The organism is Pleomorphomonas carboxyditropha (genome assembly GCF_002770725.1).
In the GTDB taxonomy this organism is placed as follows: Bacteria; Pseudomonadota; Alphaproteobacteria; order Rhizobiales; family Pleomorphomonadaceae; genus Pleomorphomonas; species Pleomorphomonas carboxyditropha.
Genome location: NZ_NQVN01000003.1, coordinates 272,064 through 293,808, shown reverse-complemented (window position 1 = coordinate 293,808; position 21,745 = coordinate 272,064). Strand labels below are relative to the sequence as shown.

The 21,745-nt window shown below is 67.0% G+C and carries 20 protein-coding genes; 6 read left to right on the top strand and 14 right to left on the bottom strand.

Annotated elements, in window-relative coordinates; translation table 11 throughout:
* Positions 1-2 precede the first annotated feature (2 nt).
* Both rimI and tsaB read right to left on the bottom strand, forming a co-directional pair.
* On the bottom strand, positions 3-497 hold the full coding sequence (gene rimI, locus CJ014_RS08445; protein ID WP_245427188.1) for a ribosomal protein S18-alanine N-acetyltransferase: 495 nt from the start codon (positions 495-497) through the stop codon (positions 3-5).
* Positions 494-1,180, bottom strand: coding sequence for a tRNA (adenosine(37)-N6)-threonylcarbamoyltransferase complex dimerization subunit type 1 TsaB (gene tsaB / locus CJ014_RS08440; RefSeq protein WP_100080022.1), 687 nt, complete (start codon positions 1,178-1,180; stop codon positions 494-496). Before tsaB ends, rimI begins: the two co-directional genes overlap by 4 nt.
* Before the next feature lie 143 nt (positions 1,181-1,323).
* Between tsaB and hrcA the strand changes: the two genes are divergently transcribed.
* Both hrcA and grpE read left to right on the top strand, forming a co-directional pair.
* Entirely contained in the window at positions 1,324-2,394 is a 1,071-nt protein-coding gene (gene hrcA / locus CJ014_RS08435) for a heat-inducible transcriptional repressor HrcA (protein WP_100080021.1), read from the top strand.
* 216 nt (positions 2,395-2,610) lie between these two features.
* The gene (gene grpE, locus CJ014_RS08430) at positions 2,611-3,231 is read left to right on the top strand and encodes a nucleotide exchange factor GrpE (RefSeq protein ID WP_100080020.1); all 621 of its coding nucleotides are present in this window, start codon (positions 2,611-2,613) and stop codon (positions 3,229-3,231) included.
* A 273-nt stretch (positions 3,232-3,504) separates the two neighbouring features.
* Here the strand turns inward: grpE and lepA are convergent, their stop codons facing one another.
* On the bottom strand, positions 3,505-5,310 hold the full coding sequence (lepA, locus tag CJ014_RS08425) for a translation elongation factor 4 (RefSeq protein ID WP_100080019.1): 1,806 nt from the start codon (positions 5,308-5,310) through the stop codon (positions 3,505-3,507).
* A gap of 144 nt (positions 5,311-5,454) precedes the next feature.
* Here lepA and CJ014_RS08420 point away from each other — a divergent pair, with 144 nt between their 5' ends.
* The gene (locus CJ014_RS08420; RefSeq protein WP_133121821.1) at positions 5,455-6,078 is read left to right on the top strand and encodes a MarR family winged helix-turn-helix transcriptional regulator; all 624 of its coding nucleotides are present in this window, start codon (positions 5,455-5,457) and stop codon (positions 6,076-6,078) included.
* Between the two features lie 8 nt (positions 6,079-6,086).
* On the opposite strand, the gene CJ014_RS08415 is transcribed toward CJ014_RS08420, so the two are convergent.
* From CJ014_RS08415 to CJ014_RS08400, 4 genes are all read right to left on the bottom strand, one after another.
* Positions 6,087-6,704 carry a class I SAM-dependent methyltransferase gene (locus CJ014_RS08415; RefSeq protein ID WP_118847911.1) on the bottom strand — a complete coding sequence of 206 codons (618 nt, stop codon included), beginning with the start codon at positions 6,702-6,704 and terminating at the stop codon, positions 6,087-6,089.
* A 79-nt stretch (positions 6,705-6,783) separates the two neighbouring features.
* Positions 6,784-7,914 carry a molecular chaperone DnaJ gene (dnaJ, locus tag CJ014_RS08410; protein ID WP_100080017.1) on the bottom strand — a complete coding sequence of 377 codons (1,131 nt, stop codon included), beginning with the start codon at positions 7,912-7,914 and terminating at the stop codon, positions 6,784-6,786.
* Positions 7,915-8,023: 109 nt separating this feature from the next.
* Positions 8,024-9,925: a molecular chaperone DnaK gene (gene dnaK, locus CJ014_RS08405; RefSeq protein WP_100080016.1), complete on the bottom strand. Its 1,902-nt coding sequence runs from the start codon at positions 9,923-9,925 to the stop codon at positions 8,024-8,026.
* A 177-nt stretch (positions 9,926-10,102) separates the two neighbouring features.
* Positions 10,103-11,323 (bottom strand): glycosyltransferase family 87 protein, encoded by a 1,221-nt coding sequence (locus CJ014_RS08400; protein ID WP_100080015.1) that lies wholly within the window; start codon positions 11,321-11,323, stop codon positions 10,103-10,105.
* Between the two features lie 222 nt (positions 11,324-11,545).
* Between CJ014_RS08400 and olsB the strand changes: the two genes are divergently transcribed.
* Entirely contained in the window at positions 11,546-12,445 is a 900-nt protein-coding gene (gene olsB, locus CJ014_RS08395; protein WP_100080014.1) for a l-ornithine N(alpha)-acyltransferase, read from the top strand.
* Here the strand turns inward: olsB and CJ014_RS08390 are convergent.
* Both CJ014_RS08390 and CJ014_RS08385 read right to left on the bottom strand, forming a co-directional pair.
* Complete coding sequence (locus CJ014_RS08390) at positions 12,433-12,834, bottom strand: GtrA family protein (RefSeq protein ID WP_165790796.1); 402 nt, start codon at positions 12,832-12,834, stop codon at positions 12,433-12,435. The two genes, olsB and CJ014_RS08390, sit on opposite strands and share 13 nt — an antisense overlap.
* 1 nt (position 12,835) lies before the next feature.
* Positions 12,836-13,894 (bottom strand): glycosyltransferase, encoded by a 1,059-nt coding sequence (locus CJ014_RS08385; protein WP_100080012.1) that lies wholly within the window; start codon positions 13,892-13,894, stop codon positions 12,836-12,838.
* Between the two features lie 132 nt (positions 13,895-14,026).
* Between CJ014_RS08385 and CJ014_RS08380 the strand changes: the two genes are divergently transcribed.
* Positions 14,027-15,901 carry a hypothetical protein gene (locus tag CJ014_RS08380; RefSeq protein ID WP_100080011.1) on the top strand — a complete coding sequence of 625 codons (1,875 nt, stop codon included), beginning with the start codon at positions 14,027-14,029 and terminating at the stop codon, positions 15,899-15,901.
* Positions 15,902-15,969: 68 nt separating this feature from the next.
* Positions 15,970-16,824 (top strand): penicillin-insensitive murein endopeptidase, encoded by an 855-nt coding sequence (gene mepA, locus CJ014_RS08375; RefSeq protein ID WP_100080010.1) that lies wholly within the window; start codon positions 15,970-15,972, stop codon positions 16,822-16,824.
* Positions 16,825-16,877: 53 nt separating this feature from the next.
* On the opposite strand, the gene pheT is transcribed toward mepA, so the two are convergent.
* The 5 genes from pheT to rplT form a co-directional block, all read right to left on the bottom strand.
* Positions 16,878-19,292 carry a phenylalanine--tRNA ligase subunit beta gene (gene pheT, locus CJ014_RS08370; RefSeq protein ID WP_100080009.1) on the bottom strand — a complete coding sequence of 805 codons (2,415 nt, stop codon included), beginning with the start codon at positions 19,290-19,292 and terminating at the stop codon, positions 16,878-16,880.
* Positions 19,293-19,318: 26 nt separating this feature from the next.
* Complete coding sequence (locus tag CJ014_RS08365; protein WP_100080008.1) at positions 19,319-19,783, bottom strand: hypothetical protein; 465 nt, start codon at positions 19,781-19,783, stop codon at positions 19,319-19,321.
* Positions 19,780-20,082, bottom strand: a complete 303-nt coding sequence (locus CJ014_RS08360) for a hypothetical protein (protein ID WP_100080007.1) — start codon at positions 20,080-20,082, stop codon at positions 19,780-19,782. Before CJ014_RS08360 ends, CJ014_RS08365 begins: the two co-directional genes overlap by 4 nt.
* Positions 20,083-20,099: 17 nt before the next feature.
* Positions 20,100-21,182 carry a phenylalanine--tRNA ligase subunit alpha gene (gene pheS / locus CJ014_RS08355; protein WP_100080006.1) on the bottom strand — a complete coding sequence of 361 codons (1,083 nt, stop codon included), beginning with the start codon at positions 21,180-21,182 and terminating at the stop codon, positions 20,100-20,102.
* Positions 21,183-21,340: 158 nt separating this feature from the next.
* Positions 21,341-21,703, bottom strand: a complete 363-nt coding sequence (gene rplT, locus CJ014_RS08350; protein WP_100080005.1) for a 50S ribosomal protein L20 — start codon at positions 21,701-21,703, stop codon at positions 21,341-21,343.
* Positions 21,704-21,745: the final 42 nt, after the last annotated feature.

The following is a 21,745-nucleotide window of genomic DNA, read 5'->3' as shown; positions in this document are numbered from 1 at the left end:
GGTTATTTGAGATCGGCTCGCATGACAAGGGCGTTCGCAGTACCGCCATCGTAGTAGTTGGCGCGCCGGCCGACCTCGCGGAAACCGAGGCGCCGATAGAGGGCGAGCGCCGGGCCGTTGCTCTCGTCCACCTCAAGAAACAGCGCGGCGACGCGCATGAAATAGAGGCGGCGGATCGTCTCGTCCATCATCAGGCGGCCGATGCCGCGGCCGCGCCGCGACGGCGCGACGGCGACGGTAAGGATTTCCGCCTCGTCGGCGGCGGCGCGCACCATGACGAAGCCGACCGGCCGGCGGGTAAACGGCGTCCGTCCCTCGCGGGCCACCACCGTCGTCACCGCCGGGTCGGCGATCAGCGCCTCCATTTCGGTGGCCGGCCATCCGTGGCGGAAGGCATGGGCATGCAGGGTGGCAAGATCGTCCGCGTCGACGATGCGGCCGGGCTCGCAGATCGGCCGCACGGGAGCGAACAGGCGCATCAGGTCGCAAAGCTTCATGGGGCGGGAGCTCGTGCGAGAAGGCCCGGCACCGGCGGCTGCGGCTTGGCGTCGGGCGCTCTCAGATAGAGCGGCCGGGGCAGGGCGGTCGCCGGATCGGCGAGGCTGCCGAGCCGGGCGAGCGCCAGCGGGTCGGTGGCCGTCATGGCGTCGACCGGCGGCACGCTCCGGCCGGAAACGGCCGCCCGATGGGCGAGGATCGCCGCGCCCGAGCCGGCCAGCACCGCGGCGCGGCCGCCGATGCGGGCGAGCACGCTTTCCGCGTCGGCGGCGAACGGCGCTTCCAGCACGTCGCCCTTCGGCCCAAGGAGGGCGGCGTAGACCTCGCCGCGCCGGGCGTCGACGGCGGCAAGCACCGGTCCGTCCGCCGGTTCGTCGAGCGAGGCGGCAATGAGCTGAAGCGCGTCGATGCCGACGACGGGAATTTCAAGGGCAAGACCGAGGCCGCGCGCCGCCGCCACGGCGATGCGGATGCCGGTGAAGCTGCCGGGACCGACGTTGACCGCTATGCGGGCGACACGGTCGATCTCGGTTTCCGCCGCGGCGAGCACGTCGTCGATCAGCGGGAACAGCCGTTCGGCGTGGCCGCGGGAAATCGCCTCCGAGCGGGCGATCGCCTTGCCTTCGCCGGCGAGGGCGACGGCGATCCGGTCGTTGGCGGTATCGAGCGCAAGCGTCAGCATCGGCCCCCTTTATCCCGGTCGGCGGCCGCTGTCGAGAAGCTACGCCGCATCGTCCACTCCTGCCGGACCGAGGACCTTTCGGGACTTGCGCCGCCGGGCCGGCGCGGCCAGATTAGTCATGATCTGAAAGGAGCTTCGGCATCGTGGTGACGACAGGCGTACAGGGGGGCTTGCGGGAACTCGACGCACGGTCGCGCGACATCTTCCGCCGCATCGTCGAGGCCTATCTCGACACCGGCGATCCCGTCGGCAGCCGCAACATCTCCCGTCTGCTCGCCGCGCCGCTGTCGCCGGCCTCGGTGCGCAATGTGATGTCCGACCTCGAGGCGGCGGGGCTGCTCTACGCGCCGCATACCTCGGCCGGCCGACTGCCGACCGAGCTCGGCCTGCGCTTTTTCGTCGACGCCATGCTGGAGATCGGCGATCTCACCGAGGGCGACCGGTCGGCGATCGAGGGCCGCCTCAGGGCCTCCGGCACCGGCAAGAGCGTCGAGGACGTGCTGACCGAGGCGTCGCAGACGCTGTCCGGCCTGACGCGCGGCGCCGGCGTGGTGCTGACGCAGAAGGCCGACCCGCGTCTCCGCCACATCGAGTTCGTTCGCATCGAGCCGACGCGCGGCATCGTCGTGCTGGTCGGCGACAACGGCACCGTCGAGAACCGGCTGATCGATCTGCCGCCCGACCTGCCGGCTTCGGCGCTGCAGGAAGCGGCCGCCTATCTCAACGCCCATATCCGCGGCCGCACGCTCAGCCAGACGATAGCCGAGGTCGAGCGCCAGCGCGCCGCCCGCAAGCTCGAGCTGGATACCTTGACCGCCCGCCTCGTCGACGCCGGCCTGGCGTCTTGGTCGGATGCCGGCGGCAGCCGGCCGCAGACGCTGATCGTGCGGGGCCGCGCCAACCTGCTCGACGACGTCCGGGCGGCCGAGGACCTCGAGCGCATCCGCGCCCTGTTCGACGAGCTCGAAAGCTCGGAGGATCTGATCGAGCTCCTCGGCCTGGCCGACGCCGGCGAGGGCGTGCGCATCTTCATCGGCTCGGAAAACAAGCTGTTCGGCCTGTCCGGTTCGTCGCTGGTGGTGTCGCCCTACCGCGACGCCGAGGCACGGGTGATCGGCGTCGTCGGCGTCATCGGCCCGACCCGGCTCAATTACGCGCGTGTCGTCCCCATGGTCGACTACACGGCCCGCGTCGTCGGCCGCATCCTCGGCTGAGGGAATGATAGGGTCTAGCGCCGCCGCGCCAAGCGGCATTTCGAGGCGGGGATCGCCTCGAAACGCGTCTAGCGGAGCGCAAAGCCAAGGGCCGGCAGGCCCGCCGGCGCCTGAGGCCGGGAAAAACTTGCCAAGGGTTGATTTTCGTGTCCGAAACCCTCAAATCCGGGGCACGTTCGGCGGCGACCGCCGCCTGCAAGACAGTATGAGGACAAGATGGCAGACGAGACAGCACAGACTCCCGAACCGACCGTTCCCGAACTGGACCCGGTGGTCGACCAGGGACTCCAGCGTATCGCCGCCCTCGAGAAGGAGACGGGCGACCTCAAGGATCAGTTGCTCCGCACGCTCGCCGACATGGAGAATCTTCGCCGCCGCACCGAGCGCGAGATCGCCGACGCCCGCACCTATGCGGTGACCAATTTCGCCCGCGATATCGTCGGCGCCGCCGACAATCTGACGCGGGCCATCGCCGCCGTCGATGCCGAGGCGCGCGCCACCGGCGGCGAGGCGCTGATCTCGCTGGTCGAGGGCGTCGAGCTGACCGAGCGCGAGCTGATGAAGGCGCTCGAGAAGCATGGCGTCAGCCGCGTCGATCCGACCGGCGAGAAATTCGATCCCAACTTCCATCAGGCGATGTTCGAGGTGCCCGATCCGAGCGTGCCGGCCGGCACGGTGGTGCAGGTGATGCAGATCGGCTTCAAGATCGGCGAACGCGTGCTGCGGCCGGCGCTGGTCGGCGTCGGGCGCGGCGGCCCCAAGGCGGCGCCGGCCGAGGAAACCACCCAGCCGGAAGCGCCGGCCGAAAACGGCCGCAAGGTCGACAAGACGGTGTGAGCCGGAAAAATGTCTGAGAGATAAAAGAAGGGCGTCCGGAGCGGCGCCCTTCTTTTTTAAGGCCGGTTTCGAATTCTACGTGGTTTCACCTAAAAGAGACTGGCAATCGGAGGCATTCGCGACTAGCGTCGAAGACGGCCCCAGGAGGGGACGCTCGCCCGCGGGCGGCAATGTCGGAACGGCCCCGCGTCACAGGCGGGGGACATTGCCAGCCCGTCGGCAGACGGGTCTGGCCGGCGGTCCGGCCTCGATGGTGCCTGTCCGAAAGCCCGCTCAATCGTCCATCTTCAGCGCCGCGATGAAGGCCTCCTGCGGGATCTCCACCTTGCCGAACTGGCGGAGCCGCTTCTTGCCTTCCTTCTGCTTGTCGAGGAGCTTGCGCTTGCGCGTCACGTCGCCGCCGTAGCACTTGGCGAGCACGTCCTTGCGGAGCGCCCGGATGGTCTCGCGGGCGATGATCTTGCCGCCGATCGCCGCCTGGATCGGGATCTGGAACATGTGCTGAGGAATGAGGTCCTTCAGCTTCTCGCACATCGCCCGGCCGCGCCGCTCCGCCTGGCTGCGGTGGACGAGCACGGACAGCGCGTCGACCGGTTCGGCGTTGACGAGGATCTGCATCTTGACGAGGTCGCCCTCGCGGTAGTCGCTGAGGTGATAGTCGAAGGAGGCGTAGCCCTTGGAGATCGACTTCAGCCGGTCGTAGAAGTCGAACACCACCTCGTTGAGCGGCAGGTCGTATTGCACGATGGCCCGGCTGCCGACGTAGCTGAGGTCGATCTGGACGCCGCGGCGGTCCTGGCAGAGCTTCAGGATGGCGCCGAGATAGTCGTCCGGCGTCATGATCGAGGCGCGGATCCACGGCTCGGAAATCTCCGAGATGCGCGTCACCTCCGGCATGTCGGCCGGATTGTGCAGCTCGATCTCCGTGTCGTCGGTCAGCTTCATCTTGTAGATGACCGACGGCGCCGTGGCGATCAGGTCGAGGTTGAACTCGCGTTCGAGCCGCTCCTGGATGATCTCGAGGTGCAGGAGGCCGAGGAAGCCGCAGCGGAAGCCGAAGCCGAGGGCGGCCGAGGTCTCCATCTCGAAGGAGAAGCTGGCGTCGTTGAGACGCAGCTTGCCGACGGCGGCGCGCAAGTCCTCGAAGTCGGCGGCGTCGACCGGGAACAGGCCGCAGAACACCACCGGCTGGGCCGGCCGGAAGCCCGGCAGCGGCTCGGCCGTCTGCCGCCGCTCGTCGGTGATGGTGTCGCCGACGGCGGTATCGGCCACCTCCTTGATCGAGGCGGTGATGACGCCGACCTCGCCGGTCTCAAGCTTGTCGCAGAGCTGGAGCTTGGGCGTCATATAGCCGACCCGCTCCACCTCGTAGACGGCGCCGGTCCGCATCATCCGGACCTTCATGCCCTTTTGCAGCACGCCGTCGATGATGCGCACCAGCACCATGACGCCGAGGTAGGCATCGTACCAGCTATCGACCAGCATGGCTTTCAGCGGCGCGTCCGGATCGCCCTTGGGCGGCGGCAGGCGCTTGACGATCGCCTCCAGCACGCCCTCGATGTTGAGGCCGGTCTTGGCGGAAATCTCCACGGCGTCCGACGCGTCGAGGCCGATCACGTCCTCGATCTGGCCCTTGACGCGCTCCGGTTCGGCGGCCGGCAGGTCCACCTTGTTGAGGATCGGCACGATCTCGTGGTTGTTGTCGATCGCCTGGTAGACGTTGGCGAGCGTCTGCGCCTCGACGCCCTGGCTGGCGTCGACGACCAAGAGCGAGCCCTCGCAGGCGGCCAGCGACCGGCTGACCTCGTAGGCGAAGTCGACGTGGCCGGGCGTGTCCATCAGGTTTAGCGTGTAGGTCTCGCTGTCCTTCGCCTTGTAGGCCAGCCGGACGGTCTGCGCCTTGATGGTGATGCCGCGCTCGCGCTCGATGTCCATCGAATCGAGGATCTGGTCCTTCATGTCGCGCTGAGCGACGGTGCCCGTCGCCTGGATCAGGCGGTCGGCGAGCGTCGACTTGCCGTGATCGATGTGGGCGATGATGGCGAAGTTGCGGATATGGGAGAGCGGCTGTGTCGTCATGGCCGGCTAATACCATTCCCCCGGGCCACCGCCAAGCACCCGCCATGTCGCGAGACCAAGGTTTTCCGGCGCCGGATCTACGGCATCGGCCGGCCCGCCATATGTCATGAACGCGATAAGTGTTTTTCGGAGCGGTGCACGCTGTTGTATTCGTTTATCAATGAGAAGCGGCCCGAATTTCGATGCTGCGAGCGTCGCCCGGAAACCGGGGACGGATGTGAGGAAAGGCGGGAAGACGTGGACATGCACTTGCCGAACAAGTTCGCCGCCCTGTCACTGGCCGTCACCGATGCCACGCTTGCCGGAGATGACGATCTCGCGCCGACCGCCGTCGCCGCCCTGATCACCGCCGCCAACAACCCTCCGGCGAGCATCGGTGAGATCGCGGCCATCGTCGGCCTTACGCATTCGGCAACCGTCCGCCTCGTCGATCGGCCGGAAACCGGTGGCCTGCTGCATCGCCGCCGCCGGGTCGGTCGCGAGGTGCTGGTGGAGATCACCGCCGCCGGCCGGCGCCGGGCGGATGGATTGCAGGATCGCCGCCTCGCCGTGAGCGCGGGTTTCCTGGCCGGGCTTTCCGCCGAGGAGCGGGATTTTCTCGGCCGGCTCGTCGATCGGATGCTGCGCGACCACGCGGCGCGCGGCTACGACCGCCGCCGTCTTTGCCGGATGTGCGCGCGGCTGCACTGCAATTGCTGCCTTGAGATGGATCTGACGCCAACCGAAAACGCATCGCCGGACGAATCGGTCACGCGCGAAGAGGCGTGACCTCCGTCTCACGCCTTGCGATAGGTCCAGACGCGGGCCGGCGGCAGGTTGCGGACGATCCAGCCGCTGACGTCCAGCGTCCAGCGCCCGGCCTCGGCGGGAAGCGGCGGCACCAGCGCATAGGAAAACTGGATGAACGGCCGGCCCGGCTCCAGGGCGCTCATCGCCTGTTCGAGGAGATGGCGGCGGCGAAGCGGCGGCTGGGTAAACAGCGGCAGCGACGACACGACGGCGGCCACGTTGGCGACGCCGGCATGCCGCAACGTGTCGGCAAATTCATAGGCGTCGCCGACTTTGACGCGAAGCCCCGGAAAGCGGGCGCGGATATGCTCGGCGAACTCGGGATTGTATTCGACGGCCAGGAGGCGCTCCGGTGCGACGCCGCGCTCGAGAAGCGCGGTGGTGACCGCGCCGGTGCCCGGACCGAGCTCGACCACCGTTCCGTCCCAGGCCGGATCGACCACCGCCGCCATGGCGCGGGCCAGCGAGCGCCCCGATGGGCTTACCGCGCCGGTGGTGAGCGGCTTTGCCGCCCAGCTCCTCAGAAACTTCAGGTCTTCCGAATACTGGCAGCGCACGCGGCGCGCCTCGGCCACCGCCTCATCCCGCACCCGGTGCACGAACATCCCGATCTCCAGTTCGACCTGCAACACCGCCTGGCCGCAGGCTCATCCTGCGTCATGTCGGTATTTTGACGGAAGGGGCTCAACCGCCGAGATTATCGAAGAAATCGCGGACGCGAGCGAAGAACCCGGCTGATTCGGGATTGTTCTCGCCCGACGATTCGCGCTCGAACTCCTCGAGCAGCTCGCGCTGGCGCCGCGTCAGGCGTTGCGGCGTCTCGACCGTGACGTTGATGTACATGTCGCCGATGTCGCGCGAGCGCAAGACCGGCATGCCCTTCGATTTCAGGCGGAACTGCTTGCCGGCCTGCGTGCCCTCGGGCACGCGCACCTTGGTCTTGCCGCCGTCGATGGTCGGCACTTCGAATTCGCCGCCCAGCGCCGCCGTCGTCATCGAGATCGGCACGCGGCAGTGGAGATCGGCGCCGTCGCGCTGGAAGAACACATGCGGCCTGAGCGAGATGAAAATATAGAGGTCGCCGGCCGGGCCGCCCCTCAGGCCGGCCTCTCCCTCGCCGGAGAGACGGATGCGCGTGCCGTCCTCGATGCCGGCCGGGACGTTGACCGACAGCGTCCGCTCCTGCGTGATGCGCCCCGTGCCCGAGCAGGCGTCGCAGGGGTTGGCGATGGTCTCGCCGCGGCCCTGGCAGGTCGGGCAGGTGCGCTCGATGGTGAAGAAGCCCTGGCTCGCCCTCACCTTGCCGCTGCCGCCGCAGGTGCGGCAGGTCTGCGGGCTGGTGCCCGGCTTGGCGCCGGTGCCCGAACACTTGACGCAGGTGATCGAGGTGGGAACGTGAATCTCGACGGTCTTGCCGGTGAAGGCCTCCTCCAGCGTGATGTCGAGATTGTAGCGAAGGTCGGCGCCGCGCTCGCGGCCGTTCGGCCGGCTGCGGCGGCCGCCGCCCATGAATTCGCCGAAGATGTCGTCGAAAATGTCGGCCATCGAGGCGCCGAAGCCGGCATCGGCGCCACGCCCGCCCATGCCGTTCTCGAAGGCGGCGTGGCCGAAGCGGTCGTAGGCCGCCTTCTTCTGCGGGTCCTTCAAGACCTCGTAGGCCTCGTTGGCTTCCTTGAAGCGGCTCTCGGCGGTGGCGTCTCCCGGATTCTTGTCCGGATGCAGCTGCATGGCGAGCTTACGGAAGGCGCTCTTCAGCGTCTTTTCGTCGGCGTCGCGGGGAACGCCCAGCACGTCGTAATAGTCGCGTTTGGCCATCGTCTGTCCCGAGGTGCGAGGAAACGGGCGGCGCCTTCCGCCCATTCTCAACAGGGAACGGCTCCCCGGCTAGTCGACCGGGGAGCCGGATACGCAAGGAAGCCCGGCCTCAGCCGTTCTTCTTGTCGTCCTTGACCTCCTCGAAGTCGGCGTCGAGGACGTCGTCGCCCTCGGTGCCCGGCTTCTCCTCGGTGCCGCCCTGCTGCTGGGCGGCATACATCGCCTCGCCGAGCTTCATGGCCGCCTGGGCAAGGGCGTTGGTCTTGGCCTTGATATCCTCGGCATCGTTCGAATCGATCACCGCCTTGAGGTCGGCGATGGCGCTTTCGATGATCGACTTGTCCGACGAGGAGACCTTGTCGCCGAAGTCGGCAAGCGACTTCTCGGTCGAGTGGATCAGCGCCTCGGCGTGGTTCTTCGCCTCGACCGCCTCGCGGCGCACCTTGTCGGCGGCGGCGTTGGCCTCGGCGTCCTTCACCATCTTGTCGATGTCGGAATCCGACAGGCCGCCCGACGCCTGGATGCGGATCTGCTGCTCCTTGCCGGTGCCCTTGTCCTTGGCCGACACGTTGACGATGCCGTTGGCGTCGATGTCGAAGGTCACCTCGATCTGCGGCACGCCGCGCGGCGCCGGCGGCAGGCCGACCAGATCGAACTGGCCCAGGAGCTTGTTGTCGGCCGCCATCTCGCGCTCGCCCTGGAAGACGCGGATGGTCACCGCGCTCTGGCTGTCCTCGGCGGTCGAGAACACCTGGCTTTTCTTGGTGGGGATGGTGGTGTTGCGGTCGATGAGGCGCGTGAACACGCCGCCCAGCGTCTCGATGCCGAGCGACAGCGGCGTCACGTCCAGGAGCAGCACGTCCTTGACCTCGCCGGCCAGCACGCCGGCCTGGATGGCGGCGCCGATCGCCACCACCTCGTCCGGGTTGACGCCCTTGTGCGGCTCGCGGCCGAAGAACTGCTTCACCGTCTCCTGCACCTTGGGCATGCGCGTCATGCCGCCGACCAGCACCACCTCGTCGATCTGGCCGGCGCTGAGGCCGGCGTCCTTGAGCGCCGCCTTGCAGGGCTCGACGGTCTTCTGGATGAGGTCGTCGACCAAGGCTTCGAACTTGGCGCGGGTGAGCTTCAGCGTCAGGTGCTTGGGGCCCTTGGCGTCGGCGGTGATGAACGGCAGGTTGATCTCGGTCTGGGCCGAGGAAGACAGCTCGATCTTGGCCTTCTCGGCGGCTTCCTTCAGGCGCTGCAGCGCCAGCTTGTCGCCGCGCAGGTCGATGCCCTGCTCCTTCTTGAACTCGTCGGCCAGATAGTTGACGAGCCGCATGTCGAAGTCCTCGCCGCCGAGGAAGGTGTCGCCGTTGGTCGACTTCACCTCGAACACGCCGTCGCCGATCTCCAGGATCGAGATGTCGAAGGTGCCGCCGCCGAGGTCGTAGACGGCGATGGTCCTGGAGTGGTCCGACTTGTCGAGGCCGTAGGCGAGCGCCGCCGCCGTCGGCTCGTTGATGATGCGCAGCACCTCGAGGCCGGCGATCTTGCCGGCGTCCTTGGTGGCCTGACGCTGGGCGTCGTTGAAATAGGCGGGGACGGTGATGACGGCCTGCGTCACGCTGGTGCCGAGATAGGCCTCGGCCGTCTCCTTCATCTTGGCGAGCGTCATGGCCGAAATCTGCGACGGCGAATATTTCTTGCCGTCGGCGTTCACCCAGGCGTCGCCGTTGTCGCCCTTGACGATGGCATAGGGCACGAGGTCCTTGTCCTTGGCGACCATCGGATCTTCGAACCGCCGGCCGATCAGGCGCTTCACCGCGAAGATGGTGTTCTCGGGATTGGTGACCGCCTGCCGCTTGGCCGGCTGGCCGACCAGACGCTCGCCACCGTCGGCGAAGGCGACGATCGACGGCGTCGTGCGCGCGCCTTCCGAGTTCTCGATTACCTTGGCGTTCTTGCCATCCATGATGGCGACGCAGGAGTTGGTCGTTCCGAGGTCGATGCCGATAACCTTGCCCATTTCGTCACTCCATTCAGGCAGACCGTCCGAACCCTCTTCCGAGGCATTCGGCTTGACGCCGGATCCCCGGCCGGTCCCCGTTTTTTTCCTTTGAATGCTGACCGGGGAACTCCCCGAATTCGGCCGGTATATAAGTTGCCGGCGAAGGCGGCGCAAGAAGCTGGATGCACCGTAGCGTCAGGCTAGAGGGGGGCAAGATTCTCCGACAGCGTCGGCATAGACCTGTTTGGAGGCTCTACGAATGTCGTAAATGAGCAAACCTACAAAAGCGACCAACGAAGCGGTGGCAAGCGGTATACCCGATATGGCCGCGGCAAGGCCAAGTGCCGGCAGCATGTAGACACTGAGCAGGATTGCTTGCTGCCATGGTTTGTCCATTCTATCCATAAGCAGAACTAGAGGCATGATGAGAAGCGCGGTATCATAACTGAAAGCATAAGGCAGAATAAGAATTGTCGCGGTCACCAGAGCTGCGAGCTTTACGGTATCCTCAGCCCTTCGCCACAGCACATAAAGAAAGGCAGCGAGGGCGGAGGGGGCAGCGATGCCGACGAAGACCCAGCCATAGTTAATCGGCAAGCCTAAGGTGCGCGCCATAAGCATCGGCGTCGGCATAATCCAGTCAAGTCGCTCGTAAGTCATGAGCACATGAAGTTGCGCCGGGCCAACATAGGCGAGATAGTCGGGAAAAACCGACCAACCGAATGCGAGGGACGTCGTAACAACGAGAATAATGAAGGTTATCGCTGCGGATAGGATGACTTTGTAGCGGTGTTCAGCCAACAGTACGAGCGGAAGAAGCAGCCCGAGATGCGGCTTCATGGTTAGCAGGCCGATCAGAATGCCACTCACCACAGGGTGGTCGTTGCGCAAGATCCAGGCAGCGATCAATAGTGCGCCGATATAAAGCCCGACCTGCCCGAGAACGATGTTAAGGGCGACGACCGGAGCGCCGACGGTTGCGAGTGAAAGCCAAGTCCGGCGTGCGGGCGGCAGCGATCGAAAGGCGAGCTTTGTCGCGCCAAAGAAAGCAGCCAAGCCCAAGACATCCCAGAGGATCAGCGCAGCATGGTAGGGTAGCAGACCAAGGGGCCAAACAAAGAGCAGGACGTGTGGCGGATAGGACCAATTGTGGACGGCGAATTCTGGCCAGAAAGTTTTTCGCAGCAGTGCTACATAAGCTGGCCAGTCAAACAGCGTCGTAATATCGCCCGAGAGCGCTAAGCGCGCGCCCATCCACATATTAGCGAAATCCCGGCCGATGACATAAAATTGACCTCTTGGCGGAAAGCCAACGATCGCGTCGTAAGCGACATAGAAGATTGAAAACCCTAAAATGCCGAGTGAAAATCGAGGCGTAACCAAGTTCACTGACGCAGGGAAAGGCGACGGTGGCATAAGGCGAAAATCCTTGTGGTCATGCTCCGTCGATATCACAAGATGGAAAACACTCTCTAAACGCCCTTCGCTTTGTGTGCTTTTGAGCTTGGCTGTGGCCTGTCATTAAATTGTCTGCGAATTGTCATCTCAGTGTTTGGACAATGTGATGGTTGAGATAAAACGGCTTAGTCGCAGCGTTCTTGCGCCGACCTAACTGGCTCTTGAAGGAGTGTCCGACCGATGAGACCTGACCAAATTTCTGCTGTCGGCGGTCGGCTTTTCTCCGCGTTCGCAGGGAACGCTTTGCATCGTGTCCCGGAATCTACGTCTACTTTAGGCCGGCTGGGCGCGCTGGAGGTGCGGCTTGCCCGTTCGGCGGCCGAGGTGCGCGCTGCCCAGGCGTTGCGCTATCGCGTCTTCTACGGCGAAATGCAGGCGACCGCCGATCCGCGCACCTTCCTCCGCCGCCGCGATGCCGACGCCTTCGACCGCTATTGCGATCACCTGCTGGTTCTCGATCATGACGACGTCGAGATCCGGCCGTTCCGCCGGGCGCGGCCGCGCATCGTCGGCACCTACCGCCTCCTGCGCCAGAAGGTCGCCGAGCGCCATCGCGGCTTCTACACGGCCGGCGAATTCGCCATCGAGCCGCTTCTCGCCCGCCACGCCGGCCTCGAGTTTCTCGAACTCGGCCGCTCCTGCGTCATGAAGCCCTATCGCAGCAAGCGCACCGTCGAGCTGCTGTGGCAGGGCATCTGGGCCTATGTGCTCAATCACGGCATCGACGCCATGATCGGCTGCGCCTCCTTCGAGGGCACCGATCCGGATGCGCTCGCCCTGCCGCTGTCCTTCCTTCACCATCACGCGTCGGCCAACGCCGACTGGCTGGTGGAGGCACGGCCCGAGCGGGCCGTCGCCATGAACCGCCTGCCGATCGAGGCGGTGGACATGCGCACGGCGCTCGCCGGCATGCCGCCGCTCATCAAGGGCTATCTTCGCCTCGGCGCCATGGTCGGCCGCGGCGCCGTCGTCGATCGCCCCTTCGGCACCACGGACGTGATGATCGTGCTGCCCGTCGAGCGTATCTCCGAGCGCTATGTCCGCTATTACGGCGCCGATGCCGGTCGCTACGCCGCCTGATCCTCGCTCCCCGTGAAGACCAGGCGCGAATAGCCGGCGAAGTTCATCACCATGCCGACACCGGTGCCGGCCGCCACGCCGATCGCCGGGCTGAGGCCCGGTATGGCGGCAAGGGCCGCGGCGAAGATCAGATAGTTGGCGGCGATCGAGATCAGCGACACCGCGACATAGCGCGTGCGGCGGCCCGGCACCGGCGCGCGCCGCTCTTTCCAGGTCAGATTCCGGTTGATCGCATAGGTGACGGCGATGGCGACGGCCACCGCGAACACGCGGCCGATATAAGGACTGACGCCGAAGCCGGCGAGCGCTTCCGTCAGACCGGCGTCGACGACGAAGCCGGTAAAACCGGCCAGGGCAAATCCGCCAAGCCTCCGGACGGGGAGCGCCATGTCAGCCGGCCTTGCGACGGTCGGACGGGTCATCGAGCCGGCGCAGGAGATCGCGGAGCGCCGCGAGATTGGCCGCCGTCGCCGCTTCGGTGGCGTCTTCCCGCCGCTTCAGCGCCGGGATGGAGAGATAGAGGGTGCGCTTCTGCTCGACCCGGGCGCGGGCGAGGCTGTCGAGGATGAGGCCGGCGGTGGCCAGCAGCGCCGCCAGGATCATCAGGCCGGTCGACAGCAGCGCCGTCGGCAGGCGCGGCACCAGGCCGGTCTCGACGTAGGTGGCGAAAACCGGCAGGGCAAGGACCACCGAGGCTGCGGCGAACAGGCCCGAGAGTGCGCCGAAGAACAGGCTCGGCCGCGTCTCCTTCACCAGCATGGCGAACATCATCAGGATGCGGAAGCCATCGCGGAAGGTACGCAGCTTGGAGGGCGCTCCCTCGACGCGGCGGCCGTAATCGAGCGGCAGTTCCACGGTGGGAATGTGTAGCTGGCCGGCATGCACGGCCATCTCCGTCTCGATCTCGAAGCCGTGCGACACGGCCGGGAAGCTCTTGACGAAGCGCCGGGTGAACGCGCGGTAGCCGGAGAACACGTCGCTGAAGTCGGGCCCGAACAGCCGCCGATAGAGGCCGTTGAACAACCGGTTGCCGAGGGCGTGGCCGGACCGGCCGGCGTCGACGGTGACGTTGCGGCGGACGCCGACCGCCATGTCGGCCCGTTCGGTCACCAGCGCCCGCACCAGATCGACGGCGTCGCGCGGATCGTAGGTGCCGTCCCCGTCGGCCATGACGTAGACGTCGGCGTCGATGTCGGCGAACATGCGTCGGACCACATGGCCCTTGCCCTGCCGCTCCTCGCGGATCACCTCGGCGCCGGCGACACGCGCCTCGACGGCGGTGCGGTCGGAGGAATTGTTGTCGAACACGCAGACCCGCGCCTCGGGCAGCGCCGTCCGGAACCCGCGCACGACGGCGCCGATCGTCGCCCCCTCGTTGTAGCAGGGCAGGACGACGGCGATGTCGAGACCCGGAAAGGTGGCGTCGGTTGCGAGGTCGCTTGCGGTCATGGAGGTCATCCGAAGGATGCGGACCGCGGACGGCGGCGCGCCGCCTTTACCTTTTATCCATCGTGTTAAGGCAAGGCTAACGACGCTTCGCGTGTGCCGGGCTTTCCCACGTCCTGTCGTCGGCTTTGGTCAATGAATTCCAAACAAGGCGCCCTTGGCGCCCCTCTTGCCCTCTCCCGTCTCGGCCCGCGTGCCCGCCTTCTCTTCGCCGCCGCGCTGGGGTTGCTGGTCATCGGGATTGTGGCCGTCCACCGGCTGACCGATCTCGGGCCCGGCTGGAGCGATCCCGATTCCATGATGCGCCTCGTCGAGGTGCGCGACCTTCTCGCCGGTCAGGGCTGGTTCGACCTTACCCAGTATCGCCTCGACCCTCCGGACGGCGTGCTGATGCATTGGTCGCGCCTGGTCGACCTGCCGATCGCCACGATTATTCTCGCCGCGAGCCCGTTTACGGATCGCGCCGGCGCCGAGCTGTTCGCCGCCAACCTCTGGCCGGTGCTGTTGGTGATCCCCTTCGCCTTTGCCCTGGCTTCGGCCGCCGGTCGCTTCGGCGGCGAGATCGCCCGGCTCGTCACGCTCCTGATGATCTTCCTGTCGCCGCAGGTGAAAGGCGTCTTCCTGCCCGGCGACCTCGACCATCACAACGTTCAGGCCGTTCTGGTCGCCTTCGTGCTGATGGGGCTGGTGCGAGCCGACGGCGCCCGCCGCTGGCCGCTTGTCGCCGGCATGGCGGCGGCGATCAGTCTCGCCGTCGGCATGGAAACGCTGCTGGCCGTTCTCCTGGCCATCCTCGGTCTCGCCATCGCCTGGATCATCGACGCCGATCGCTGGCGGCGCGGCTTCATGCTGTTCACCGGCGCGCTGATGGCCGGCACGCTGCTGGCCGCCGCCGCGACCATCCCGCCATCGCGTTGGCTGGTGCCGGCCTGCGATACCCTGTCCTTCGCCTATCTGACGCCGGTTCTCGTCGGCGGCGCCGCCGTCATCGTGCTGGCCGCCGCCCTGCGCGGTCACGACGACGGCCTGCCCGGCCTTCTCATGCGCGGCGGCGCGCTGATCGCCGTCGCTTCGCTCCTGGTGACGATCGCCGCCGTGCTGTTCCCGATCTGCCTTGCCGGACCCTACGGCGGGGTCGATCCGGCCATTCGGCCGATCTGGCTCGATCGCGTTTCCGAGGCGCAAGGTCTCATCGCCACTCTTGAAGGGCGGCCGGATCTGGTGCCGCCGCTCTACATAGCGCCCTTTGCCGCCCTTGTGCTCGGCGCGCTGGCGCTCCGCCGCATGCCGACCGCCGACCGGCCGGCCTTTACCGTCGTGCTGTCCATCCTCGGTGGTTCCGTGCTGCTGGGGGTGATGCAGTTGCGCGCCCTGGTCGGCGCCCAGATCGTCGCCTCGGCCGCCGTAGGCGCCGTCGCCGCTCTGGCCGTCAAGGCGACCGCCGGGCAGGACGATGCGCGTTCGGTCGCCCGGCGCTGGACCTGGCTCGTTGCGGTCCCCATGTTGTGGACATTTGTCGTCATGGCGGTCGACCGGCTCACCGCTCGCCCGGATATCGACGCCGCCGAAGCGGCGACCATGACCGACTGCCGTGCCTTCTTCGGCGACGTGCTCGGCCCCCGTCCGCCCGGCCTCGTTGTCGCCACCTCGAACTTCGGCGCCTTCCTGCTCAAGGCGACGCCGCATGGCGTGCTGGCGGCGCCCTATCATCGCGACGCCCACGGCATTCTCGCGGTTGACGCCGTCTTCACCGGTGCCGACCCCGAAGCTGCCTTCCGGGCGACCGGCGCCGGCTATCTCGCCGCCTGCATGGGCGACGCCGAGCTCAACCAGATGGCCGAGCGGGCGCCGGAGGGGCTCGCCGCCCGCCTGATCAGGGGCGAGCGGCCATCCTGGATCACCGAGGTCGCCTCGGGACCGGCCGGCGCGATCTTCTCCGCCAGACCCTCCGGCATCGACATCACGGGCTCTCTGCCGGTGCTGCCGTTGCGCCCGTCGATCGGCGAGTGAAGCTGGTTAATCTCCGGTTAATCCGGCAGGGCGCAGCATGGACGGGTCCTCGATGCCGGAATGATCCCATGTCGTGTCGCCTCGCCGCCCTCTTCCTCATCGCCGCGGTCCTGCCCGCCGCCGCCGAAACGCCGGCCAAGCAACTGTTCGGCTCTGCGGCGGCCCCGGCGCCGCTTGCCGCCCGGTCGATCGGTTCCTATGCGCGCGGCTGCCTGGCCGGCGCAACGCTGTTGCCGGTCAACGGCCCGACCTGGCAGGTGATGCGCCTGTCGCGCAACCGCAACTGGGGCAATCCGGCGCTGGTCGGTTTCCTCGAGCACCTTGCGGCCAAGGCGCCGGCGGTCGGTTGGAACGGCCTGCTCGTCGGCGACATGTCGCAGCCGCGCGGCGGCCCGATGTCGTCCGGCCACGCCAGCCACCAGATCGGGCTCGATGCCGACATCTGGCTGACGCCGATGCCGAAGCGCGAACTGACCTACGACGAGCGGGAGCGGGTGAGCGCCGTGTCGATGCTGGCGCCCGACACGCTCACCGTCGATCCTAAGAAATTCTCGGACAGGCAGTTCAACATCATTCGTCTGACGGCGAAGCAGCCGGAAGTGGAGCGCATCTTCGTCAACCGCGCCATCAAGAAGGCGCTCTGCGAGCGGGCGACCGGCGACCGCGCCTGGCTCTCGAAGGTGCGCCCCTGGTGGGGTCACGATTACCATTTTCACATTCGCATCGCCTGTCCGCGCAATTCGCCGACCTGCAAGCCCCAGGCTGAGCCGCCGTCCGGCGATGGCTGCGGCGCCGAGCTCCGGAGCTGGTACGCGCCGCCGCCGCCCAAGCCGACGAAACCGTCCAAGCCCAAGCCGCCGCCGCCCGAGATCACCCTGAAGGATCTGCCGCCCGAGTGTTCCCAGGTCCTCGTGGCGAAGTGACGGAAAAGGCCGCGGTCTCCCGCGGCCCTTGCCATTTTCGCGCCTTTCGGGGTTCAGCCGCGCAGGCTCGCCCCCGTCGCCTTCTGCACGGCGGCGACGATCGCCTTCGACACCTTATCGATGTCATCGTCGGTCAGCGTGCGGTCGCTCGGCGCCAGCGTCACGGCGATGGCCACCGACTTCTGGCCGGCGGCCACGTGCTCGCCCCGGTAGACGTCGAACACGTCGACGCCGCCGATCAGCTTCTTGTCGGCGCCCTGCACCGCCTTGACGATCTTCGCCACCTCGACGCCGTCGTCGACGACGAAGGCGAAGTCGCGGCTGACCGGCATGAAGGCGGACAGCGCCAGCGCCGGCTTGCTGCGGCCGGCCTTCGCCTTGGCGACCGGAATGCGATCGAGGATCACCTCGGCGGCGACGATCGGCCCCTCGGCGTCCAGCGCCTCGACAACCGCCGGATGCAGTTCGCCGAAATGGGCGAGCACGGTCTGCGGCCCGAGCTGGATGCTGCCCGAGCGGCCGGGGTGGAACCAGCTCGGCGCCGACCGGACGATCTGCACGCGCGAGACATCGACGCCGAGCGCATCGAGCAGCGCCAGCGCATCGGCCTTGGCGTCGAAGGCGGTCACGGTGGGTGCCGAACCGGCCCAATGGCGGCCGGAGCCGGCAAGCCCGGCGCTGCCTTCGCGCACGGCGGTTGCCGCGACGCTCTGGTCCTGCGGCCGATCGCCGGCGAACACCTGTCCCACCTCGAACAGCGCGAGGTCGGCAAGACCGCGATCGGCGTTGCGCTTGACCGCCGCGACGAGGCCGGGGATCAGGCTCGGCCGCATGTCGCTCATGTCGGCGGAGATCGGGTTGGCGAGTTCGAGCTCGGCCGCGCCGCCGCCGAACAGCACGGCGACCGGCTTGGCGAGGAACGACCAGGTCACCGCCTCGACGAAACCGCGCGCCGCCAGCGCCCGCTTGGCGCGGCGGGTGCGGATCTGCAGCGGCGTCAGCACCTTCTGCGACACCGAGGCAAGGCGCGGCAGCGCCGTCGTCTTCACCTGGTCGAGGCCGACGATGCGCACCACTTCCTCGACGAGGTCGGCCTTGCCATGGACGTCCGGCCGCCAGGACGGCACGGCGACCGAGCGGCTGCCGCCGCTGCCCGTCGCCGAGAAGCCGAGCTTTTCCAGCGTGCCGGTGATGGTGTCGGCCGGAAGGTCGAGGCCGGAGAGGCGCTTTACCTCGGAGAGCGGGAAGTCGATCGCCTTGTTCTGCAGCGGCTCCCTGCCGGCCACCACCACGTCTGAGGCCTCGCCGCCGCAGAGGTCGAGCACCATCCGCGTCGCCAGCTCCAGGCCGGCGACGACGAAGCCGGGATCGATGCCGCGCTCGAAGCGGAAGCGGGCGTCGGAATTGAGGCCCAGCCGGCGGCCGGTGCGGGCGGTGCGGCCAGGATCGAAATAGGCGCTTTCGATGAAGACCGAGGTGGTGGCTTCGGTCGAGCCGGTGGTCTCGCCGCCCATGACGCCGCCAAGGCCGAGCACGGCCGCGTCGTCGGCGATGACGCACATGCTGTCGTCGACCGCGTAGGTCTTGCCGTCGAGCGCCAGCAGGCTTTCACCCGCCCTGCCGAGGCGGGCGCAGATGGTGCCGGAGAGCTTGTCGGCGTCGTAGACGTGCAGCGGCCGACCCCGGTCGAAGGTCAGGTAGTTGGTGATGTCGACCAGAGCCGAAATCGGCCTGAGGCCGATCGCCTTGAGCCGGTCCTGCAGCCACTTCGGCGACGGCCCGTTCTTGAGGCCGCGCACCACGCGGCCGGCGAACACCGGGCAGGGCGTGTCGTCGCCGTCGAACTTCAGCGCGATCGGCACCGGCGAGGGAAAGGCGCCGGCGACCGGCGCCAGCGGATCGGGCTTCAGCGTGCCGAGGCAGCGCGCCGCCAGATCGCGGGCGATGCCGCGCACGCCGAGGCAGTCGGGCCGGTTGGGGGTGATGGAAATGTCGATCACCGGATCGGCGCCGCCGCGATAGTCGGCGAAAGACACGCCGACGGGGGCGTCCTCGGGCAGCTCGATGATGCCATTGTGCTCGTCGGACAGGCCGAGTTCCCGCTCCGAGCACATCATGCCGCGGCTCTCGACGCCGCGAATGGTGCCGACTTCCAGCACGGCGCCGGTGGCCGGAATGACCACGCCGGGCAGGGCGAACACGCCCTTGAGGCCGGCCCGCGCGTTGGGCGCGCCGCACACCACCTGCACCGGCCCCTTGCCGGCGTCGACGGAGAGCAGCTTCAGCTTGTCGGCGTTGGGATGCTTGTCGGCGGTGACGATCTTCGCCACCACGAAGGGCTTGAGCGGCGCCGACGGGTCGGAGACCTCCTCCACCTCCAGGCCCACCATGGTGAGCGCCTCGACGACTTCGTCGAGCGAAGCGTCGGTATCGAGATGGTCTTTCAGCCAGCTGAGGGTGAACTTCATGGAATTATCTTCCGATTCTCGGGGCCTTATCGGCGGTCATCGAACAGGAGGCAGGTGGACAGCTCCAACCTGACATCCATCGGCATAGCCCGAAGATCTGCGACCGCTGTTTCAGCATCGCTGATCAGCCGTTCAACCTCTTCGCGTCCCTTGGCAAATCCTGTCGGATCGTAGTCGGCGGTATGGCGCTCGAACTGGAGGGCGGGAAACACGGCGCCGATGCTGTTGGCGGTCGGATGGAGATTGCGCGCGGCAACCTGCTTGCACCGTTTGGCCGCCTGATTGTGTTGCAACGCTCGGTAAACTCGTACCCAGGCGGGGCTGCCGTATCGTCCCGCTCCGACCAGAGCGTCGGCAGACAGGCGGCAGACTTCATGGAACAGAGCATAGTAGCTTGCGCTGACAGCACGTCTCAGACTGGTCTGGCGCGGTCTCCTGGAATCGGCCTTCAGCAGGTCTTTTGCCTGTTGAAGAAGGTCATCGGCAATCATGACGGCTTCTCCGACTGATCGTCTTCGGCAAAGACATCACCATCGAAATGGCTTCGCAGCCACAGAAAGCGGTCATCGCCCTTCTCGACCATGTAGCGCATGATGTCATTGATGGCCTGCACCTTCGCCCGAGAATCCAGTGTCGGCGCCCCTTCGCGATAGTGAGCGTCCGCCACGACGACAGGATCGCCATGGTGGTCTTGGTCCGCCCTGACATCCACGGCCCGGAATCCGAACCGATCGAGGTGGCCGCGCAGCTTCTCTTCGATGACGGGCTTGAGTTCGGCAATGCTCAGCATATGGAAACTCCTGTTATTTACCCCGTCAGACCGCCGTAGAGGCTCGGCAGGTCGAGCGGACGGAAGCCGTAGTGCTTCAGCCAGCGGGCGTCGGCGTCGAAGAAGGCCCTGAGGTCGGGCATGCCGTATTTCAGCATGGCGATGCGGTCGATGCCCATGCCGAAGGCGAAGCCCTGGTAGACGTCGGGATCGAGGCCAGCGGAACGGATGACGTTGGGATGCACCATGCCGCAGCCCAAGATCTCCAGCCAGTCGTCGCCTTCGCCGATGCGGATTTCCGAACCCGAGCGGCGGCAGCCGACGTCGACTTCCATCGACGGCTCGGTGAACGGGAAGAAGGACGGCCGGAAGCGCGTCTTGACCTCGTCCACTTCGAAGAAGGCCTTCAGGAACTCCTCCAGCACCCACTTGAGATGGCCGAAATGGGTGGTCTCGTCGATGACGAGGCCCTCCACCTGGTGGAACATCGGCGTGTGGGTGGCGTCGCTGTCGCAGCGGTAGGTGCGGCCGGGCGCAATGATGCGGATCGGCGGCTTCTGCGCCTCCATGGTGCGCACCTGCATCGGCGAGGTGTGGGTCCTGAGCAGCAGGCGCGAGCCGTCCTCCTTCGGCTTCAGGAAGAAGGTGTCGTGCATTTCGCGCGCCGGATGGTCCGGCGGGAAGTTGAGCGCCGTGAAATTATAGTGGTCGGTTTCGATGTCCGGACCTTCGGCGACGGCAAATCCCATGTCGGTGAAGATGGCGGTGATCTCGTCGATTACCTGGCTCACCGGATGGATGCGCCCCTCGGCGAGCGGCCCCGGACGGACCGGCAGCGAGATGTCCACCGTCTCGCGGGCGAGACGGGCGTCGAGAGCGGCGGCCTTCAGCACCGCCTTGCGGTCGGCGATGGCGAGGCCGACCCGGTCCTTCAGCGCGTTGATCGCCGCGCCGCGCGTCCGCCGCTCGTCGGGGCTCATGGCGCCGAGCGTCTTGAGCAGAGCCGACACCGACCCCTGCTTGCCGAGGATGGCGACGCGCACGCCCTCGAGGGCGGCTTCGTCGCCGGCGGCGTGGATGTCGTCGAGAATGGAGGCTTCGAGCTGTTCGATGTCGGTCATGACGCTTGTTCTGGCCCCGATATGTCTGATGGGTGGCTTCTAGCCCGTCTCACCGGCGATTGCACCCCTGGAAACGAAAAGAGCGGCGCACCGATCGGCGCGCCGCTCTCGTAATGTCGGGGGCGGCCGATCGGCGATCGGCCCCGCGCTGTCGCCGATCAGGCGGCAGCCTGGGCCTTCTCGACGATGGCCTTAAACGACGCCGGCTCGCTGATGGCGAGGTCGGACAGCACCTTGCGGTCGATGGCAATCCCGGCCTTGGCCAGGAGATCGATGAAGCGAGCATAGGTCAGCTCGCCGCCGGTGACGTCACGGACGGCAGCGTTGATACGCTGGATCCAGAGAGCGCGGAAGTTGCGCTTCTTGGCCCGGCGGTCGCGCGTCGCATATTGCATCGCGCGATCGACGGCCGCCTTGGCGGTCTTGATGGTATTCTTGCGACGGCCCCGATAGCCCTTGGCGGCCTCTAGAACCTTCTTGTGCTTGGCATGGGACGTGACGCCCCGCTTGACGCGCGCCATAATTCAGTCTCCTCGATAGTGAGTGCCGTATGATCGCGCGGG

Coding starts and splice junctions, on each gene's coding strand:
- mepA (WP_100080010.1), top strand. CDS start 15,970: ATGTCGTGTCGCCTCGCCGCCCTCTTCCTCATCGCCGCGGTCCTGCCC.
- CJ014_RS08365 (WP_100080008.1), bottom strand. CDS start 19,783: ATGATTGCCGATGACCTTCTTCAACAGGCAAAAGACCTGCTGAAGGCC.
- CJ014_RS08360 (WP_100080007.1), bottom strand. CDS start 20,082: ATGCTGAGCATTGCCGAACTCAAGCCCGTCATCGAAGAGAAGCTGCGC.
- dnaK (WP_100080016.1), bottom strand. CDS start 9,925: ATGGGCAAGGTTATCGGCATCGACCTCGGAACGACCAACTCCTGCGTC.
- CJ014_RS08390 (WP_165790796.1), bottom strand. CDS start 12,834: ATGGCGCTCCCCGTCCGGAGGCTTGGCGGATTTGCCCTGGCCGGTTTT.
- lepA (WP_100080019.1), bottom strand. CDS start 5,310: ATGACGACACAGCCGCTCTCCCATATCCGCAACTTCGCCATCATCGCC.
- CJ014_RS08415 (WP_118847911.1), bottom strand. CDS start 6,704: ATGTTCGTGCACCGGGTGCGGGATGAGGCGGTGGCCGAGGCGCGCCGC.
- CJ014_RS08385 (WP_100080012.1), bottom strand. CDS start 13,894: ATGACCGCAAGCGACCTCGCAACCGACGCCACCTTTCCGGGTCTCGAC.
- pheT (WP_100080009.1), bottom strand. CDS start 19,292: ATGAAGTTCACCCTCAGCTGGCTGAAAGACCATCTCGATACCGACGCT.
- rplT (WP_100080005.1), bottom strand. CDS start 21,703: ATGGCGCGCGTCAAGCGGGGCGTCACGTCCCATGCCAAGCACAAGAAG.
- olsB (WP_100080014.1), top strand. CDS start 11,546: ATGAGACCTGACCAAATTTCTGCTGTCGGCGGTCGGCTTTTCTCCGCG.
- CJ014_RS08380 (WP_100080011.1), top strand. CDS start 14,027: ATGAATTCCAAACAAGGCGCCCTTGGCGCCCCTCTTGCCCTCTCCCGT.
- tsaB (WP_100080022.1), bottom strand. CDS start 1,180: ATGCTGACGCTTGCGCTCGATACCGCCAACGACCGGATCGCCGTCGCC.
- grpE (WP_100080020.1), top strand. CDS start 2,611: ATGGCAGACGAGACAGCACAGACTCCCGAACCGACCGTTCCCGAACTG.
- CJ014_RS08400 (WP_100080015.1), bottom strand. CDS start 11,323: ATGCCACCGTCGCCTTTCCCTGCGTCAGTGAACTTGGTTACGCCTCGA.
- dnaJ (WP_100080017.1), bottom strand. CDS start 7,914: ATGGCCAAACGCGACTATTACGACGTGCTGGGCGTTCCCCGCGACGCC.
- rimI (WP_245427188.1), bottom strand. CDS start 497: ATGAAGCTTTGCGACCTGATGCGCCTGTTCGCTCCCGTGCGGCCGATC.
- pheS (WP_100080006.1), bottom strand. CDS start 21,182: ATGACCGACATCGAACAGCTCGAAGCCTCCATTCTCGACGACATCCAC.